The sequence below is a fragment of the Streptomyces sp. WM6386 genome (genome assembly GCF_000972385.1).
Taxonomy (GTDB): domain Bacteria; phylum Actinomycetota; class Actinomycetes; order Streptomycetales; family Streptomycetaceae; genus Streptomyces.
Map to the genome: position 1 here is coordinate 60,031 of NZ_JXTE01000027.1, position 17,484 is coordinate 77,514.

15 protein-coding genes and 1 tRNA gene are annotated in these 17,484 nt (G+C 68.8%); 7 read left to right on the forward strand and 9 right to left on the reverse strand.

Going from position 1 to position 17,484, the window contains the following annotated elements; translation table 11 throughout:
* Positions 1-25: 25 nt before the first annotated feature.
* Positions 26-184, reverse strand: a complete 159-nt coding sequence (locus tag TN53_RS47345) for a hypothetical protein (RefSeq protein WP_159038158.1) — start codon at positions 182-184, stop codon at positions 26-28.
* Between the two features lie 90 nt (positions 185-274).
* Here TN53_RS47345 and TN53_RS18605 point away from each other — a divergent pair, with 90 nt between their 5' ends.
* The 4 genes from TN53_RS18605 (at position 275) to TN53_RS18620 (ending at position 5,512) form a co-directional block, all read left to right on the forward strand.
* Positions 275-790: a hypothetical protein gene (locus TN53_RS18605; RefSeq protein WP_199924606.1), complete on the forward strand. Its 516-nt coding sequence runs from the start codon at positions 275-277 to the stop codon at positions 788-790.
* A gap of 79 nt (positions 791-869) precedes the next feature.
* Complete coding sequence (hrpA, locus tag TN53_RS18610) at positions 870-4,865, forward strand: ATP-dependent RNA helicase HrpA (protein WP_046259658.1); 3,996 nt, start codon at positions 870-872, stop codon at positions 4,863-4,865.
* A 94-nt stretch (positions 4,866-4,959) separates the two neighbouring features.
* Positions 4,960-5,034, forward strand: a tRNA-Asp gene (locus TN53_RS18615).
* A 283-nt stretch (positions 5,035-5,317) separates the two neighbouring features.
* Positions 5,318-5,512 carry a DUF6274 family protein gene (locus TN53_RS18620; protein WP_046259659.1) on the forward strand — a complete coding sequence of 65 codons (195 nt, stop codon included), beginning with the start codon at positions 5,318-5,320 and terminating at the stop codon, positions 5,510-5,512.
* Positions 5,513-5,993: 481 nt separating this feature from the next.
* Here the strand turns inward: TN53_RS18620 and bldC are convergent, their stop codons facing one another.
* Both bldC and TN53_RS18635 read right to left on the reverse strand, forming a co-directional pair.
* Complete coding sequence (bldC, locus tag TN53_RS18630) at positions 5,994-6,200, reverse strand: developmental transcriptional regulator BldC (RefSeq protein ID WP_003949541.1); 207 nt, start codon at positions 6,198-6,200, stop codon at positions 5,994-5,996.
* A 542-nt stretch (positions 6,201-6,742) separates the two neighbouring features.
* On the reverse strand, positions 6,743-7,585 hold the full coding sequence (locus TN53_RS18635) for a hypothetical protein (RefSeq protein WP_046259660.1): 843 nt from the start codon (positions 7,583-7,585) through the stop codon (positions 6,743-6,745).
* A gap of 222 nt (positions 7,586-7,807) precedes the next feature.
* Between TN53_RS18635 and TN53_RS18640 the strand changes: the two genes are divergently transcribed.
* Both TN53_RS18640 and TN53_RS18645 read left to right on the forward strand, forming a co-directional pair.
* Complete coding sequence (locus tag TN53_RS18640; protein ID WP_046259661.1) at positions 7,808-8,914, forward strand: Leu/Phe/Val dehydrogenase; 1,107 nt, start codon at positions 7,808-7,810, stop codon at positions 8,912-8,914.
* Positions 8,915-9,210: 296 nt separating this feature from the next.
* A complete protein-coding gene (locus TN53_RS18645) occupies positions 9,211-9,468 on the forward strand; it encodes a DUF3073 domain-containing protein (protein ID WP_046259662.1) in 258 nt (85 codons plus the stop codon).
* A 75-nt stretch (positions 9,469-9,543) separates the two neighbouring features.
* Here the strand turns inward: TN53_RS18645 and purM are convergent, their stop codons facing one another.
* From purM to TN53_RS18670, 5 genes are all read right to left on the reverse strand, one after another.
* A complete protein-coding gene (purM, locus tag TN53_RS18650; protein WP_046259663.1) occupies positions 9,544-10,611 on the reverse strand; it encodes a phosphoribosylformylglycinamidine cyclo-ligase in 1,068 nt (355 codons plus the stop codon).
* Between the two features lie 60 nt (positions 10,612-10,671).
* A complete protein-coding gene (gene purF, locus TN53_RS18655) occupies positions 10,672-12,201 on the reverse strand; it encodes an amidophosphoribosyltransferase (protein WP_046259664.1) in 1,530 nt (509 codons plus the stop codon).
* A gap of 160 nt (positions 12,202-12,361) precedes the next feature.
* Complete coding sequence (locus TN53_RS18660) at positions 12,362-12,814, reverse strand: META domain-containing protein (RefSeq protein WP_046259665.1); 453 nt, start codon at positions 12,812-12,814, stop codon at positions 12,362-12,364.
* A 49-nt stretch (positions 12,815-12,863) separates the two neighbouring features.
* A complete protein-coding gene (locus TN53_RS18665) occupies positions 12,864-13,661 on the reverse strand; it encodes a maleylpyruvate isomerase family mycothiol-dependent enzyme (protein WP_046259666.1) in 798 nt (265 codons plus the stop codon).
* Between the two features lie 306 nt (positions 13,662-13,967).
* Positions 13,968-14,612 carry a TetR/AcrR family transcriptional regulator gene (locus TN53_RS18670; RefSeq protein WP_046259667.1) on the reverse strand — a complete coding sequence of 215 codons (645 nt, stop codon included), beginning with the start codon at positions 14,610-14,612 and terminating at the stop codon, positions 13,968-13,970.
* Positions 14,613-14,691: 79 nt separating this feature from the next.
* On the opposite strand from TN53_RS18670, the gene TN53_RS18675 reads away from it, so the two are divergent.
* Positions 14,692-16,125, forward strand: a complete 1,434-nt coding sequence (locus TN53_RS18675) for an MFS transporter (RefSeq protein ID WP_234441630.1) — start codon at positions 14,692-14,694, stop codon at positions 16,123-16,125.
* Here TN53_RS18675 and TN53_RS44125 read toward each other — a convergent pair.
* Complete coding sequence (locus tag TN53_RS44125; RefSeq protein WP_052745245.1) at positions 16,115-17,311, reverse strand: hypothetical protein; 1,197 nt, start codon at positions 17,309-17,311, stop codon at positions 16,115-16,117. The genes TN53_RS18675 and TN53_RS44125 overlap by 11 nt on opposite strands.
* Positions 17,312-17,484 lie beyond the last annotated feature (173 nt).

Consider the following 17,484-nt stretch of genomic DNA (forward strand, 5'->3'; position numbering starts at 1 on the left):
GGCGACCGGAGGGGGTTTTCGTCGTTCACAGAGAGCCTGAGGGGGGGTTCTTGAGACGCATGGTCCGAGGCCTGGTGACGGCCGGTGCCGTCCTGGTCTCCACACTCGCGATACCCGGCACGGCCCACGCCGCGGGGCCGACCGTCACGGCGGCGTACAGCGACCAGGCCGACTGGTCGGTCATCGACGTACGCCTCAACTACAGCGGGACGATCGACTCGACGTCACCGGCATCGTCGCGGCACGCGGCCGGGACACCGGCGACAGCCTCAACGTGGACATCCAGTATTCGGCGGACGGCCGCACCGGCTGGACCACGAAGAAGACCCTCAAGACCCAGCTGGACCACCAGTTCATCGTCGAGGACCTGCCCGGCTACACCGACGGCTACTGGCGGCTGCGCTACGCCGGTTCCGCCGCCAAGGACATCAAGGGCACCGTCAGCGACAGCCTGCGCCGCAACCGCGCCCTGACCCGGGTCAAGGACGCCAACGCGTCTCCGGAGCCGGTCTACAAGGGCCGGACGATCACCGTGAAGGGCGTGCTCCAGGAGCGCAAGCCCGGCACGTCGACCTGGAAGGCGTACGGCGACAGGAAGGTCCAGATCCTCTTCCGGCCCAAGGGCAAGAGCACCTGGTACCTGATGGCCACCGTCACCACGAAGACGAGCGGATCCTTCAGCAAGGGCTTCAAGGCCCAGCAGGACGGCACCTGGGTGCCCGTCTTCCTGTACCCCGACAGCAAGCACTTCGTGGGCAGCGGCACGGAGGACTACGTCGACGTGCGGTGACGCACACGGGGGATGCGAGAAGGGGCGGGCCCAAAAGGGTTCGCCCCTTCTTTGTGCGGGATGAGATCCTGGATCGCGTATGTCTACGCATCCTGCCCCCGGTGCCCCGGCCCTCGGCACAATCGCCCCTCGCCTGACCGAGCTCTCCCTGCGCGACGCGCAGCGACTCGGGCGCAGGCTCGAAGGCGCGCGCAAGATCCGCAAGCCCGAGGCGCGGGCCGCCGTGCTCGCCGAGATCGAGGGCGAGGTGGCCAGGGCCGAGGAGCGGATGGCCAAGCGGCGCGGACGTGTGCCCGCCGTCAGCTATCCCGAACAGCTGCCCGTCAGCCAGAAGAAGGCCGAGATCGCGGACGCCATCCGTGATCACCAGGTCGTGATCGTCGCGGGTGAGACCGGGTCGGGCAAGACGACCCAGATCCCGAAGATCTGTCTGGAGCTGGGCCGTGGCGTCCGCGGCATGATCGGGCACACCCAGCCCCGTCGTATCGCCGCCCGTACCGTGGCCGAGCGGGTCGCCGAGGAGCTGGACACTCCGCTCGGCGAGGCCGTCGGCTGGAAGGTGCGGTTCACCGACCAGGTGAACCCGGACGGCACCTTCATCAAGCTGATGACGGACGGCATCCTGCTCGCCGAGATCCAGACCGACCGTGAGCTGCGCGCCTACGACACGATCATCATCGACGAGGCGCACGAGCGGTCCCTCAACATCGACTTCCTGCTCGGCTATCTCGCGCAGCTGCTGCCGAAGCGGCCGGACCTCAAGGTCGTCATCACCTCGGCGACCATCGATCCCGAGCGGTTCTCCCGGCACTTCGGTAAGGCGCCGATCGTCGAGGTCAGCGGCCGGACGTACCCCGTCGAGGTCCGCTACCGCCCCCTCCTCGAAGAGGCTGTATCTGATTCTGGGGGCGACGACTCCGACCGCGACCAGATCACCGCGATCTGCGATGCGGTCGAGGAGCTCCAGGGCGAGGGCAAGGGCGACATCCTGGTCTTCCTCTCCGGTGAGCGGGAGATCCGGGACACCGCGGACGCGCTCAACAAGAAGAACTACCGGTTCACCGAGGTCCTCCCCCTCTACGCCCGGCTCTCGCACGCCGAGCAGCACCGCGTGTTCCAGCAGCACACGGGGCGCAGGATCGTTCTGGCTACCAACGTCGCCGAGACCTCGCTGACCGTCCCGGGCATCAAGTACGTCATCGACCCCGGCTTCGCCCGGATCAGCCGCTACAGCCACCGCACCAAGGTCCAGCGGCTCCCCATCGAGGCGATCTCGCAGGCCAGTGCCAACCAGCGCAAGGGCCGCTGCGGTCGTACCTCCGACGGCATCTGCATCCGGCTCTACACCGAAGAGGACTTCGAGGGCCGCCCCGAGTTCACGGACGCGGAGATCCTCCGTACGAACCTGGCCTCCGTCATCCTCCAGATGACCGCGGCCGGCCTCGGCGACATCGAGAAGTTCCCCTTCATCGACCCGCCGGACCACCGCAACATCCGCGACGGCGTGCAGCTGCTGCAGGAGCTCAACGCCCTTGACCCGGCGCAGAAGGACGCGCGCAAGCGGCTCACCGAGACCGGCCGCAAGCTCGCCCAGCTGCCCGTCGACCCGCGCCTGGCCCGCATGGTCCTGGAGGCCGACAAGAACGGCTGTGTCCGCGAGGTCATGGTCATAGCCGCCGCACTGTCCATCCAGGACCCGCGCGAGCGCCCGGCCGACAAACAGACCCAGGCCGACCAGCAGCACGCCCGCTTCAAGGACGAGACCAGCGACTTCCTCGCCTATCTCAACCTGTGGCGGTACGTGCGCGAGCAGCAGAAGGAGCGCGGCTCGTCGTCCTTCCGCCGGATGTGCAAGCAGGAGTACCTGAACTTCCTGCGCATCCGTGAGTGGCAGGACATCTACTCACAGCTGCGCACGGTCGCCAAGCAGATGGGCATCCATCTCAACGAGGACGACGCGCCCGACCAGAGCGTCCACGTCTCTCTCCTCGCCGGTCTGCTCTCGCACGTCGGCATGAAGGACGTGAAGGACGGCAACAAGAACGAGTACCTGGGCGCCCGCAGCGCCAAGTTCGCGATCTTCCCCGGCTCGGCGCTCTTCAAGAAGCAGCCGCGGTTCGTGATGTCGGCCGAGCTGGTCGAGACGTCGCGTCTCTGGGCCCGCGTCAACGCGAAGGTCGAGCCGGAGTGGGTCGAGCCGCTCGCCGAGCACCTCCTGAAGCGGACGTACTCCGAACCGCACTGGGAGAAGGACCAGGCGGCCGTGATGGCGTACGAGAAGGTCACGCTGTACGGCGTACCGATCGTCGCCCAGCGGAAGGTGAACTACGGCCGGATCGATGCGGAGACGTCCCGCGAGCTTTTCATTCGCAACGCACTCGTCGAGGGCGACTGGCGCACGCACCACAAGTTCTTCGCCGACAACCGCAAACTCCTCAGCGAGGTCGAGGAGTTGGAGCACCGGGCGCGGCGCCGGGACATCGTGGTCGACGACGAGACGCTCTTCGACTTCTACGAGCAGCGGGTGCCCGAGCACGTCGTCTCCGGCGCCCACTTCGACTCCTGGTGGAAGCACAAGCGGCATGAGCAGCCGGACTTCCTGGATTTCGAGCGGGAGATGCTCATCCGGGAGTCGGCGGAGGCGGTCACCAAGGCCGACTATCCGGACTCGTGGCGGCAGGGGCAGCTCAAGTTCCGGGTGACGTACCAGTTCGAGCCGGGTGCGGACGCGGACGGTGTGACGGTCCACATCCCGCTCCAGGTGCTCAACCAGGTCACGGACGAGGGCTTCGACTGGCAGATCCCCGGGCTGCGGGAAGAGGTGGTGACGGAGCTGATCCGTTCCCTGCCCAAGCCGATCCGCCGCAACTACGTACCGGCGCCGAACTTCGCGCAGCGCTTCCTTGCCGCGGCGTCGTCCCCGGAGGGGCGCAATCAGACACAGTCCCTCCAGGAGCCGCTGACCCTCACCATGGCCCGCGAGCTCAAGCGGATGGTCGGGGTGCCCTTCGACGCCGAGGACTTCGACTGGTCGAAGGTCCCGGACCACCTCCGCATCACCTTCCGGATCGTCGACGAGCGGCGCCGCAATCTCGCCGAGGACAAGGACCTTCAGGCGCTGAAGCTCCAGCTGAAACCGAAGGCGCGCCAGGCGCTCTCCCAGGCGGCCGCGGCGACGGCGGAACGCCAGGGCGGCGAGTCCCTGGAGCGCAAGGGCCTGACCGACTGGACCATCGGCTCCCTCACCCGCGTCTTCGAGACGCGCCGCGCCGGCCAGCCGGTGAAGGCGTACCCGGCGCTGGTGGACGACGGCGACACCGTCTCCGTACGCCTCTTCGACACGGAGGCGGAGCAGGCGGAGGCGATGTGGAAGGGCACGCGTCGGCTGATCCTGCGCAACATCCCGGTGAACCCGGCGAAGTTCGCGTCGGAGAAGCTGACGAACCCGCAGAAGCTGGCGCTCTCGGCGAACCCGCACGGCTCCATCCAGGGCCTGTTCGACGACTGCGCGATGGCGGCGGCGGACCGGCTGATCGCCGACTTCGGGGGGCCGGCGTGGGACGAGGAGTCGTACCGGAAGCTCTACGACAAGGTGCGTGCCGAGATCGTCGACACGACGGTCCGCACGGTGGGCCAGGTGCAGCAGGTCCTTGCCGCCTGGCAGGCCTGTGAGCGCCGTCTGAAGGCCGTACGGAGCCCCGCGCTGCTGGCGAACCTCCAGGACGTACGCAAGCAGCTGGACGCCCTCGTGAAGCCGGGCTTCGTGACGGAGACGGGGCTGCGTCGGCTGGCGGACCTGATGCGCTACCTGGTCGCCGCGGACCGGCGCCTCCAGCAGATGCCGACGAGCGTCCAGCGGGACACCACGCGTATGGAGAAGGTCCACGAGATGCAGGACGAGTACGCCTGGCTCCTGGAGCAGATGCCCCAGGGCCGCCCGGTCCCCTCCTCCGTGCTGGACATCCGCTGGATGATCGAGGAGCTGCGGGTCAGCTATTTCGCCCACGCGATGGGCACGGCGTACCCCGTCTCGGACAAGCGGATCGTGAAGGCGATCGACGCGGCCGTCCCGTAACCACCCCCGCACGCTGGGTGAGTTCGCGCACGGGGCTCACCCTCCTGTACAGTCCTTCTCGCAGCGCAACGCAGCAATAAGCGCCGCGAAACCTGGTCCTGTGGAGCAGCTTGGAGTGCTCGCCACCCTGTCAAGGTGGAGGCCGCGGGTTCAAATCCCGTCAGGACCGCAGTGAAGCAGGAAGGCCCGCACCCATCAAAGGTGCGGGCCTTCTTCGTGCCCGCCTCAAACCAACCCCCTCGCCACCCTGTCAAGGTGCAGGCCGCGCCCGCGGCGAAGCCGCAATCGGGTACAGCAAATCCCGTCAGGACCGCAGCAAGTAGTACAAGAGCCCGGATCTTCGGATCCGGGCTCTTTTGCGTTCCATGCCGTCTACGCCGTCTTGACGGCGTCACATTCGCTCGGTACTCCAGAAACCAGGGCTTGTTCACGTGCGCTTCTGGAGGTGGCGTATGGCGGCTTCGGCCAGGCACGAGACGCGGGCGTTGCTGCGTGCGCATCTGTCGGCCGCTACCTCCTATCGCCGCCATCTGATGCGGCACTGCCCGATCTGCCATCAGCTGCTACTGCTCGCCATGGACTCGGCCCCGCGGGCCGACGAGGCCGGCGCAGAGGTCGCCGAGGACGAAAGCCCCTCGCCCGCGTGACCATCGCTGGCCCCAACGGCCGTACGGTCGTGGGGCGGTGGAACGTGTGCCTCCTCTAGCGCACATGCGCCAGGGGCAACAAGGACCCTGGCATGTGACGGGTGTCACCGCATGAGTTTCTGAAACCGCGGTACTTACACCTCACCTACAACTGGTCAATTTAATATGTGCAATTGCACCAGCCCACAGGGCCGACCAGTCGGTACGTCGGAAGCCGTCCACAGGAGATCCGACACCCCTCCCCAGACTCCGACAAGCCCACTCACAGCGCCGCGTGCCGGCTCCGTCCCGCACGTGAAGCGCACAAAAAAGATCGCGCTGGACTCGGCGGAGTCCAGCGCGATCGACGACGCACCCTGTGATGTTCTGGGATGAGCTTGGGCGTGGGTTCTGTTGGGGCAGTACCCGCGTCGCTTGGAGCTTGGTTACGGACGCCTCGGCACGTTGGGGGACCTGCCGGTTTGTCCGTTATTCAGTTGATTCAGGCCTCGCTGCGCTGCTGGGGGATGCCCGCGAGCAGTGCGCGGACCTCCGCCTCGCGGTAGCGGCGGTGCCCGCCGAGCGTACGAATGGACGTGAGCTTCCCGGCCTTCGCCCACCGCGTGACCGTCTTCGGGTCGACGCGGAACATCGTGGCGACCTCAGCCGGGGTCAGCAGCGGCTCGGCATCAGGGGTGCGAGCGGTCATGAGCGGCCTCCTCGGGAGAACCGAACCTTCTCGGTTCTTTCCTCTAAATTCTGCACCTTGACCCGCGTTGCCCGAAATGGCGGACGCGAGTCGAGTCGGTTATAGGACGAACGGCTTGTCCTCGGCACTACAACTACACCATCTGTCCAGCCGCGTCGGCCAAACCGATGGAATTGCCCCCCAGGTGTTCATCGGCGACAGAGGCCGATGGACCATGCCATAGCGGACAGTCACGCCACTGTGACGATCAGTCACAGAGCGATCAGGAGTCACCAGACCCCCCAAAGCGGAACCTCCCCCGGGCCCCTTGTCCTATTTTGGCATGAGGAGGGGGAAGAGATGCAAGAGCCGGGTACGTGCGGTCCGTCACGCTTGACACACAGTGAGGCGTACGCCCGGATCGGGACCTACGTCCCTTGTTGGCGGAGCATCAGGGGAAACTTGGTGACACCTTGAGCGAGGACGAAACCCCAAAACGGGCGTCAGGTCAAACGCCAGTTCGTGACCAAAGTGACCCAGGGCACACTCAGTTCACGGAACACCTAGTTCGCGGACCGCCGGTCCCGCACCGACCGCCACCGCTCCACGAGCCGCGCGTACGCCTCTCCCGCGGCCGCCCCGTCGCCGAGCCGCAAGGCCTCGATGCCCGCGGCCACGTCGGCCGCCGAGTGGTCGTCCTCGAGCTCGCCGGGCGGCAGGGTGTGCACCAGACCGCCGTAGTCCAGCTCGACGTGCGAGCGCGGGTGGAACTCCTCCAGCCAGCGCCCCACGTCCAGCAGGCCGTCGGTGAGCGGCCCCTCGTCGACGGTCTCCTTCAGGGTCCGCAGGGCCCGCGCCACCCGCCGCCGGGCCTGCACCATCGGCGTCCGGTAGCGCAGCGTCGGCGGGATCTCGCCCGAGCCCTTGTCGAAGGACCGCTCCTCGTCGGACACCAGCACGAACCAGTGCAGCGGCACCTGCCAGGTCGAGGTGCGGATCCAGGGCCGGGCGTCGGGGTTGCGGACCAGCCAGCGCTCGTAGTCCTGGCCCGCCTGGCGCCGTACGACCTCCGGCAGCACCGCGTCCAGGACCGGCTTCGGCAGCTCCTCGGGCAGCTCCTGGAGGGCCTGCCAGCCGCGCAGCCGGGTCCGCCAGGGGCAGACGCAGACCACCCCGTCCACGTCCATCACGAACGCGTCGGCGCTCTCGTGCACCGGCACCGGGATCGGCGGGGTGGGCAGCAAGTCGGCCAGGGAGCGGCGCAGTTCGTCCTGGTACGAGGGACGGTCGGGGCGGCGGGCGTAGCGCGTCCAGTGGCCGCGTTCCGGCTCCGGGAAGGCTGCCAGCGGCTCGTACACGCGCAGATAGGTCGCGTACGGGACGACCACCGAGGACACCTTGGGCACGCCTGCTCCCTCCCCCGCCCACTGCCAGGAAAACCTGCGGAACCCGCTCACAAACGGGCGGGAAATCTATGCAAATCGTCGCACGGGCGCACCCCGCCGGTAGGTGATCCTGAGCACGGCGCCGTGGGCAGCGGCACCCAGGCTCTAATCTCATGCTCACAGCGCCCGCCACCCTTACGGGAGCTGGTCCCAACCGCCGCTCTTTACCCAGGAGTCACCACAGTGACCGACGTATCAGCCGGCGTCCTGCACACCCTGTTCCACTCGGACCAGGGCGGTCATGAGCAAGTCGTGCTCTGCCAGGACCGTGCCAGCGGCCTCAAGGCCGTCATCGCCATCCACTCCACCGCGCTGGGCCCCGCGCTCGGCGGCACGCGCTTCTACCCGTACGCGACCGAGGAGGAGGCCGTCGCCGACGCCCTGAACCTCGCGCGCGGGATGTCGTACAAGAACGCCATGGCCGGCCTGGACCACGGCGGTGGCAAAGCCGTGATCATCGGCGACCCGGACACCTTCGAGCCCCCTCAAAGGACCGCGCTGCTGCTCGCCTACGGCCGGTTCGTGGCCTCGCTCGGCGGGCGCTACGTCACCGCGTGCGACGTCGGTACGTATGTGGCCGACATGGACGTCGTCGCGCGCGAGTGCCGCTGGACGACCGGGCGTTCCCCCGAGAACGGCGGCGCCGGCGACTCCTCCGTGCTGACGTCCTTCGGCGTCTACCAGGGCATGCGTGCCTCCGCCCAGCACCTGTGGGGCAGCCCCTCGCTGGCCGGGCGGAAGGTCGGCATCGCGGGCGTCGGCAAGGTCGGCCACCACCTGGTGGAGCACCTGCGGGCGGAGGGCGCCGAGGTCGTCATCACGGACGTCCGCGAGGAGGCCGTGGGGCGGATCCTGGCGGCCCACCCGGCCGGGGTGACCGCCGTCGCCGACACCGCGACCCTGATCCGCGCCGAGGGCCTGGACATCTACGCCCCCTGCGCGCTCGGCGGCGCCCTCAACGACGACACCGTCCCGGCACTGACCGCCAAGGTGGTCTGCGGTGCCGCCAACAACCAGCTCGCCCACCCGGGCGTGGAGAAGGACCTCGCCGACCGCGGGATCCTCTACGCGCCGGACTACGTGGTGAACGCCGGCGGGGTCATCCAGGTCGCCGACGAGCTGCACGGCTTCGACTTCGAGCGGTGCAAGGCGAAGGCGGCGAAGATCTACGACACCACGCTCGCCATATTCGCACGTGCGAAGGCTGACGGAATCCCGCCGGCCGCCGCGGCCGACCGGATCGCCGAGCAGCGGATGCACGAGGCGGCGGTGGCCCGCGGGGCGCGCTGATCCGCCGTCCGCAGCGCCACGGCCGGTACCCGCCGACGGGCACTTAGAGAGAACTCTCACGTTCGTCGGCGGGTCGGCCGCCGAGAAGTGGTTAAAATCGCGGTTGACCAGCAGGGACAGGGCACTCTGAGGGTTGTGGGTCCAGGCACGTCCTGCGGGCGACGTACCGTACGGGCGTGGGCTCAGGTACCGTGGAAGCCCTACGGACCGGTCTCTCTGCGGAGAGCCCGTTCCAGATCATGAACGCGTGTCAAGACTCTGGGGCCACCGAGCCCCGTATCCGAGGGGGTCGAGCCATGGGGCGCGGCCGGGCAAAGGCCAAGCAGACGAAGGTCGCCCGCCAGCTGAAGTACAGCAGCGGCGGGACTGACCTGTCGCGTCTGGCCAATGAGCTGGGCGCTTCGACTTCGAGCCAGCCGCCGAATGGCGAGCCGTTCGAGGATGACGAAGACGAAGAAGACGACCCGTACTCGCAGTACGCGGATCTCTATAACGACGACGACGAGGACGAGGACGACGAGTCCGGTCCCACGTCGCAACGCCGCGGCGCTTGACGCTCCAGCTGTGCTTCACCCGGTCCGGTTGTGGTCCACACCACCGGACCGGGTTTTGCGCTGCCCTCGCGAGCGTCAGGCGTTGTAGTCACCGACCATTTCCGCACCCGTGGTGTGGTCACCACGGTCGGTGATCTCACCGGCGACCCACGCCTCGACCCCACGGTCGGCCAGCGTGGTCAGGGCCACGTCGGCGGACTCCTGCGGGACGATGGCGATCATGCCGACGCCCATGTTCAGGGTCTTCTCCAGCTCCAGGCGTTCGACCCGACCCGTCCTGCCGACGAGGTCGAAGATCGGGGCCGGGGTCCAGGTGGAGCGGTCGACGATCGCGTGCAGGTCGTCCGGGATCACGCGGGCCAGGTTGGCCGCGAGACCGCCTCCCGTGACGTGGCTGTACGCGTGCACGTCGGTGGTCCGGGTGAGCGCCAGGCAGTCCAGCGAGTAGATCTTGGTGGGTTCCAGGAGCTCCTCGCCGAGGGTGCGGCCGAGCTCGTCGATCCGGGCGTCCAGGGACAGGCCCGCCTCGTTGAGCAGGACGTGCCGGACGAGCGAGTACCCGTTCGAGTGAAGACCGGACGCCGCCATGGCGATGACCGTGTCACCCGTACGGATACGATCCGGGCCCAGCAGCCGGTCGGCCTCCACGACGCCCGTACCGGCGCCGGCGACGTCGAAGTCGTCCGGACCCAGCAGACCGGGGTGCTCGGCCGTCTCGCCGCCCACCAGGGCGCAGCCGGCGAGGACACAGCCCTCGGCGATGCCCTTGACGATCGCGGCGACCCGCTCGGGGTGGACCTTGCCGACACAGATGTAGTCGGTCATGAACAGCGGCTCGGCACCGCACACCACGATGTCGTCCATGACCATCGCGACCAGGTCGTGGCCGATCGTGTCGTAGACGCCCAGCTGACGCGCGATGTCGACCTTCGTGCCGACGCCGTCGGTCGCGGAGGCGAGGAGGGGACGCTCGTAGTGCTTGAGGGCGGAGGCGTCGAAGAGGCCGGCGAAACCGCCGAGGCCGCCGAGGACCTCGGGGCGCTGGGTCTTCTTCACCCACTCCTTCATGAGTTCTACGGCGCGGTCTCCCGCTTCGATGTCGACGCCCGCGGCTGCGTAGCTGGCACCAGTTGTCTCAGACATGGCTAGTGAGAACTTTCGTGTCGTACGGCAGACGTATTAAAAAAGCACAGCACGGGCTGGCTACGGGCGACGGATCGCGTCGGCCGCCGCCGTGGCCGCCGGGCCGGCTGCCAGTTCGGTCTCCAGGAGCTGCTTGCCGAGCAGCTCGGGGTCCGGGAGCTCCATCGGGTACTCGCCGTCGAAGCAGGCGCGGCACAGGTTCGGCTTGGCGATCGTGGTCGCCTCGATCATGCCGTCGAGGGAGATGTACGCCAGGGAGTCGGCGCCCAGTGAGGTGCCGATCTCGTCGATGGTCATGCCGTTGGCGATGAGCTCGGCACGGGTCGCGAAATCTATGCCGAAGAAGCAGGGCCACTTCACGGGCGGGGAGGAGATCCGGATGTGGACCTCGGCCGCCCCGGCCTCGCGGAGCATCCGCACCAGCGCCCGCTGGGTGTTGCCGCGCACGATCGAGTCGTCGACGACGACCAGGCGCTTGCCCTTGATGACTTCCTTCAGCGGGTTCAGCTTCAGACGGATGCCGAGCTGCCGGATCGTCTGCGAGGGCTGGATGAACGTACGACCGACGTACGCGTTCTTCACCAGACCCGCACCGAACGGGATTCCGCTCGCCTCCGCGTAACCGATCGCCGCCGGGGTGCCGGACTCCGGGGTCGCTATGACCAGGTCGGCCTCGACCGGGGCTTCCTTCGCCAGCTTGCGGCCCATCTCCACACGGGAGAGGTAGACGTTGCGGCCGGCGATGTCGGTGTCGGGGCGGGCCAGATAGACGTACTCGAAGACACAGCCCTTGGGCTTCGCTTCCGCGAATCGGGAGCTGCGCAGACCGTTCTCGTCGATGGCGATGAACTCGCCCGGCTCGATCTCACGGACGAAGCTCGCGCCGCAGATGTCGAGGGCGGCACCCTCGGAGGCGACGACCCAGCCGCGCTCCAGGCGGCCGAGAACCAGCGGGCGGATGCCCTGCGGGTCGCGGGCGGCGTAGAGGGTGTGCTCGTTCATGAAGACGAGGGAGAAGGCGCCGCGGACCTTCGGGAGGACCTTCGGGGAGGCTTCCTCGATGGTCAGCGGCTTGCCGTCGTCGTCGACCTGGGCCGCGAGGAGCGCGGTGAGCAGGTCGGTGTCGTTGGTGGCGGCCACCCGGGTCGAGCGGCCGTTGGTGTCCTTGGGGAGGTCGGCGACCATCTCGGCGAGCTGCGCCGTGTTGACCAGGTTGCCGTTGTGGCCGAGCGCGATCGAGCCGTGCGCGGTGGCACGGAACGTCGGCTGGGCGTTCTCCCAGACGGAGGCACCGGTGGTCGAGTAGCGGGCGTGACCGACCGCGATATGACCCTGGAGCGAACCGAGAGAGGTCTCGTCGAAGACCTGGGAAACGAGCCCCATGTCCTTGAAGACGAGGATCTGGGAGCCGTTGCTGACCGCGATACCCGCGGATTCCTGGCCCCGATGCTGGAGGGCGTAGAGCCCGAAGTAAGTGAGCTTGGCGACCTCTTCACCCGGGGCCCAGACTCCGAAGACGCCGCAAGCGTCCTGGGGGCCTTTCTCGCCGGGGAGCAGATCATGATTGAGTCGACCGTCACCACGTGGCACGTTCTCGAGTGTAGGCGAGGTCGGCCACTGGTCTGAATTGGGGATACGTGCCTTTGTTGAGTCACCAGGCGGCGACCGCTTTGGCGGTTTTTTCGTTTTGGCTGGTCAGCGCGGTGGATCGACGACCCTCCGGATATATGAGTGAGGTGTCGCACACCTCTCAGCTGGTGGACTCGGCGGACTCGGTCAGTCGCACTGTGTCTCCGTTCGCGGTGGTGAGCGTGAGGTGGTCGTCGGTGACGGCTGTCTTCAGGGCACCGCCGACGAGGGTGTCGGCGAGGGTCTGCTCGAAGGTCATGACCGGCTTCTCGCAGGCCATCCTGGTGGTCGTGGCGTGGCTGAGCCGGATGGTGCCGTCCTCGGCGGTGGTGACCTTGGCGTTGAAGTGGTTGCAGCCGTAGTTGCCCGCGGCCTTGCCGTCCTTCATCTCCACGTTCGCCCCTTCGGGTGCCTTGTGGGTCTTGCCGTCCACGGTGACGCTGTCGACGCTCCAGTGGACTCCGGTGACGGGTTTCTCGGCGCTGACCGAACCGCTGCCCGCCTTGTCGGTGCCGCAGGCCGCGGCGAGCGGGAGCACGGTCAGGACCACGAGGATCAGTCGCTGTTTGTCCATGCCGATGGGACGGGAGGGGCGGGAGACCGGTTCCTCGTGGGCGACCGGTTCACCCCATCAGGGGCAGCAATCCGCCAAGATCCGCCCGCTCACCACTGGCACTGACCTTCGCGTCCTCGATCGCCTCCGGCCACGCCACCCGTCCGGTCGCGAGCCGGATCCAGGTCAGCGGGTCGGTCTCGACGACGTTGGGCGGGGTGCCGCGGGTGTGCCGGGGCCCCTCGACGCACTGCACGACGGCGTACGGCGGGATCCGCACCTCGGTCGAGCCGCCGGGGGCCTTCGCGGCGAGGGCGTCGGCGAGGAGGCGGGTACAGGCGGCCAGGGCCTGCCGGTCGTACGGGATGTCGAGGCCCGGCAGCGCGGCGTTCAGGTCGTCCGTGTGGACGACGAGTTCGACGGTGCGGGTGACCAGGTAGTCGGCGAGGGGCATGGCGCCGGTGCGGCTGCCGATGAGGCGGTCGCCGGGGGTCTGCGCGAGCTTGCGCGCGAAGCGTTCCCCGGTGTCGGCGTACAGGGCGTCGAGGTCGGGGTGGGCGGCGGCGAGGTCGCGGGTGCCGTCGTCGATGTCGTCCGCCCGGGGGGCGGTGGTGGAGGGCCACTCCAGGAGGGTCAGGGTGGGCTTGTCCGGCTCGTCGCGGTCGAGGCCACGGCTGATGGCGTCGACGGCCATCGTGATGTGCGCGGCCAGATCGCGGACGGTCCAGTCACCGAGGCGGGTGGGGCTCGCGAGCCGCTCCTCGCTCAGCGTGCCGACGGCCTGCCGCACATGCCCGAACTGGGTGAGCACCGCGGTGCGGGTCTTCGCGGGGTCGTAGGTGCGGGCGCGCTTCTTGGCCGGTGGCATGTGATCAAGCCTAGGCGGGGCGGTGGTTCGAGGTGGGATGCATCGAAGATCTCGCGGTTGTGGGGGCTGCGGGCGTCGTGCGGGTGCGCCCTCGGTTTCCTCGCCCCCGCCGCCCATACCCGTCCCATCCCCAAGGGCTGCCGCCCCTTCGACCCCAGCTCCCAGGGGGCTCCGCCCTGGACCCCCGTCGGCCCCGAAGGGCCTCGTCCTCAGACGCCGGACGGGCTGAAAGACAAGGGTGGGTGGGGGATCGGGACGGCAGGGCCTCATCCCCGGACTCCGGACAGGCTGAGGTGCCCGGGGCGTTCACTTCCTGCGCGCGTATCCCCCGAGCCCCTGTTCCACCAACGCGAAGGCCTTCTCGGCCCGTTCGGCGGCGTCGGCGGCGACCTCGTCCACGGACTCGCCGGCGTCGATGCGCAGATGGTGTTCCTCGACCAGGGCCTGGCGGGCGGCGGTGAGGGTGGCGGCGGCGATCAGGGCCAGGGTGCGGTCGCCGGTCTCCTCGGTGAGCAGGTCGGCCAGTTCGCGCGCGCCCTTCTCGGACGACAGATAGGCACGCTCCCGCAGGACCGGCGTCGCCATGATGACCGTGCGGATCCGGCGGGCGAAGGGCTCGCTGTGCAGGCCGATCGAGGGGTCGCGGGTCTCGACCATCGCCAGGAACTGCCGGCGCACGGCCTCCACCGCGGACTCGCCCGGCGCCCGTTCGCGTACAGCACGGGCCGGGTCGGAGAAGTGCTCCTCCATGGGCTTGAAGACCAAGTCCTCTTTCGTGCCGAAGTAGTTGAAGACGGTCATCTTGGAGACCTCTGAGGCGTCCGCGACCTCCTGCACGGAGACGGCGTCGAACCCCTTCTCGACGAACAGCTCGACAGCGGTCCGGTAGATCCGCAGTGCCGTCTGGAGCTTCTTGCGCTCGCGCAGCCCCATCCCCTCAGCAAAAGCCATGGCATCACTGTACCAAGATGAATTTTAGCCCGAGATTAAAGATTGACTCAGTACATAAATCTGGGGCATGGTGCTGCTCATGACCGAGACCCCAGAGACCCTCATGTCAGAGACCCAACGGAAAATCGGCTTCCTCGTCTGCCTCGTCACGATCGTCCTGGCCGTCCTGGACATGCAGATCGTGTCCGCCGCGACCGTCCCGATCGTCCGGGACCTCGACCCCGCGCACGGCATCGACACGATCCCGTGGCTGGTCAGCGCCTTCTCGCTGGCCTCAGCCGCGGTCCTGCCGCTCTACGGCAGGCTCTGCGACGTCCTCGGCGCCAAGCACGTGTTCCTCGGAGCCGTCGGCACCTTCCTCCTGGGCTCGGCGCTGTGCGGCGCGGCCCAGTCGATCGGTCAGCTCATAGCGGCCCGGGCCGTCCAGGGCATCGGGGCCGGCGGGCTGATGAGCGTGACGATGGTCGTGATCGCCCAGCTCAGGGGGCCCGGCGAGCGGGACGCCAAGGGCGCGGGGATGGGCGGGATCCTCGCCGGCGGGGGCATGGCGATCGGCCCGTGGATCGGCGGGATGCTGTCCGACCACGCGAGCTGGCGGTGGATCTTCTACGTCAACCTGCCGCTCGGCGCCGCCGCCCTGGTCCTCGGCGCACTCGTCCTGAAACTCCCCCGGCACGGCGGCGGTGACCGCATCGACTTCCTGGGCGCCGCCCTCGCCGCCGCCTTCTCCACCGCACTCCTGCTGGTCACCGAGTGGGGCGGCCGGCAGTACGCCTGGTCGTCACCGCAGATCGCCGGCCTCGCACTGACCTCCGCCGCCGCCCTCGCCCTGTTCCTGCGCCGCCAGGTCACCGCCGCGGAACCGATCCTGCCGCTCTCCATGTTCCGGATCCGGGAACTGCGCTGGGGCTTCGCGATCCAGGGCCTGGTCGGTGCGGGCATGGTCGGCGCGATCTACTACGTGATGGTCTATCTCCAGGTCGCCCGGGGCATGGACAGCGCCTCGGCCGGGCTGTTCCTCATCCCCATGGCGCTCGGCATGACGGCCGTCGGCATCGTCACGGGCAGGCTCGCCGAACGCGGCCGCCCCGAGCGGACGTTCGTGATCACCGGCTCGGCCGTCACCGCCGTCGCCTTCCTCCTGCTGGCCACCACCGGCACCCACACCTCCCTGTGGTGGCTGCGCGCCGAACTCCTCCTCCTCGGCGTCGGCTTCGGCCAGCTGATCGGGCAGCTCATCCAGCTCGTCCAGGAGGCGGCCCCGCGCCACCAGCTCGGCGTCGCCACGACAGCCGTCCGCTTCTTCCAGACGCTGGGCACGGCCCTGGGCGCCGCCGTCTTCGGCACGCTGCTGACCCGGCTGGACGACGGGACGGGCACGGCGTCCTACGTCTCCGCCATGGACGCGGTGTTCCTGTGCGGTGCCGGGCTGATGGCCCTGTGCGTGGCGCTGGCGCTGAGGCTGCCCCAGGCGGCTGTGGCGGGGCCGGCGCCGGCCCCGGTCAGGACGTGAAGTCCGTGGGGAACTTCACGCCCGTGCAGCCGCGGCGGGTGGCGACATCGTCGACGTAGGCCTTGAAGAGCTCGCGGAGGTGGGGGCGGATGAACTTCTGGTACGGGTACTCCACGGTCAGGGTGTGGACGGCGGGTTCGCCGTCGCAGGTGGACGAGGCCCACCAGACGCCGGCGCCCGGGAGGGCGCCCGCCGTGCCGGGGTCGAGGGGGCGCTGGGTGGTGCCGATGCCCTCGGCCACGACCTCGCCGGCCTCGTCACCGAAGTACGACTCGGTCTTCAGCCACCAGGCGGTGTGCCGCCGGCTGCTCTGCCCCCGTTCCTTGTCGCTGAGCCCGGACCAGATCCGGCTCCTCGCGTCCTCGCTCACCGCGAGCAGACAGCGCTCCTCGGTCGCGTGGGACGCCGTCGGAGCGGACAGCGCGAGGTCGGGGAGGCGGCCACCGCGCCGGTCGGCGTACCAGCCGCACGTACCCTTCGCCGCCCCGGCATCCGTCAACCGTCTGCCGGGCGCGGGGAGTTCGGACGGGAGGGCGGGCAGAGTGGTCGTGCAACCGGTCTTGGCAGCGGCCCGTTCGGCGGCCGTGCGGGCCAGTTCGGCGAGGGTGCGGCGGTCGGCGTCCGTGACCGGCTCGTCGTCCAGGGCGTAGCGGGCGACCGTCATGGCATTGACCGAGGTCTTCGACTCCGGCTTGTTCGTGCAGACGGCCTTCACGGACACGCTCACGTCCGTGTACACGCCGAGCCGACCGTCGCCGAGCGGGTACGAGACACTCCGGTCCGCCTCGCGCGTGACGTCGTCGACCCGGTCGTAGATCCGGGCCTGGAACGGGTCGACCCAGCCGTCGGCGACCTGCGCGTATTCATCGGACGGTGTCGCCCAGACGGAGAGCGAGAAATGCTCGTACGACGTCCCGGGATCCCCGACCCGGTAGATCCGGCACTTCGCAGGCAGCGTGGCCAGGGCGGCGGGTAGGTCGAGGTCGAACATCACATCGCCCTTGCCACTGCCCGGCAGGGCCCGGTCCGTACCGCCGTCGAGGCCGAGGACCCTGTCGGGGTCCACCAGGCCGTCACAGGCACGGCTGATCTTGTCCCGGCTGTCGGCCCGGTCCAGGTAGGCATCCGTCTCCAGCCACAGCCCCCAGCCGCCCAGACCGATCCCCAGCACACCGGTGATCACCACCAGCCGCCCAGACCGATCCCCAGCACACCGGTGATCACCACCAGCCGGTTGAGCCGGTCGCTGAGCCGACCGCCGCGGCCAGGTATGCGCCAGTACCCCGTCACCCTCGTCCCCCCGTGATCACTGATGACCGGCCGAAGCTAACACGCCCGAAGGCCCCGGCCGTCGAAACG

Bases quoted from the DNA above. Each gene is read 5' to 3' on its own strand.
- TN53_RS47345 (WP_159038158.1), bottom strand. From the start codon at position 184: ATGACCGACCAGTCGGCCTGGTCGCTGTACGCCGCCGTGACGGTCGGC.
- hrpA (WP_046259658.1), top strand. From the start codon at position 870: ATGTCTACGCATCCTGCCCCCGGTGCCCCGGCCCTCGGCACAATCGCC.
- TN53_RS18620 (WP_046259659.1), top strand. From the start codon at position 5,318: ATGGCGGCTTCGGCCAGGCACGAGACGCGGGCGTTGCTGCGTGCGCAT.
- bldC (WP_003949541.1), bottom strand. From the start codon at position 6,200: ATGACCGCTCGCACCCCTGATGCCGAGCCGCTGCTGACCCCGGCTGAG.
- TN53_RS18645 (WP_046259662.1), top strand. From the start codon at position 9,211: ATGGGGCGCGGCCGGGCAAAGGCCAAGCAGACGAAGGTCGCCCGCCAG.
- purM (WP_046259663.1), bottom strand. From the start codon at position 10,611: ATGTCTGAGACAACTGGTGCCAGCTACGCAGCCGCGGGCGTCGACATC.
- TN53_RS18660 (WP_046259665.1), bottom strand. From the start codon at position 12,814: ATGGACAAACAGCGACTGATCCTCGTGGTCCTGACCGTGCTCCCGCTC.
- TN53_RS18665 (WP_046259666.1), bottom strand. From the start codon at position 13,661: ATGCCACCGGCCAAGAAGCGCGCCCGCACCTACGACCCCGCGAAGACC.
- TN53_RS18670 (WP_046259667.1), bottom strand. From the start codon at position 14,612: ATGGCTTTTGCTGAGGGGATGGGGCTGCGCGAGCGCAAGAAGCTCCAG.
- TN53_RS18675 (WP_234441630.1), top strand. From the start codon at position 14,692: ATGACCGAGACCCCAGAGACCCTCATGTCAGAGACCCAACGGAAAATC.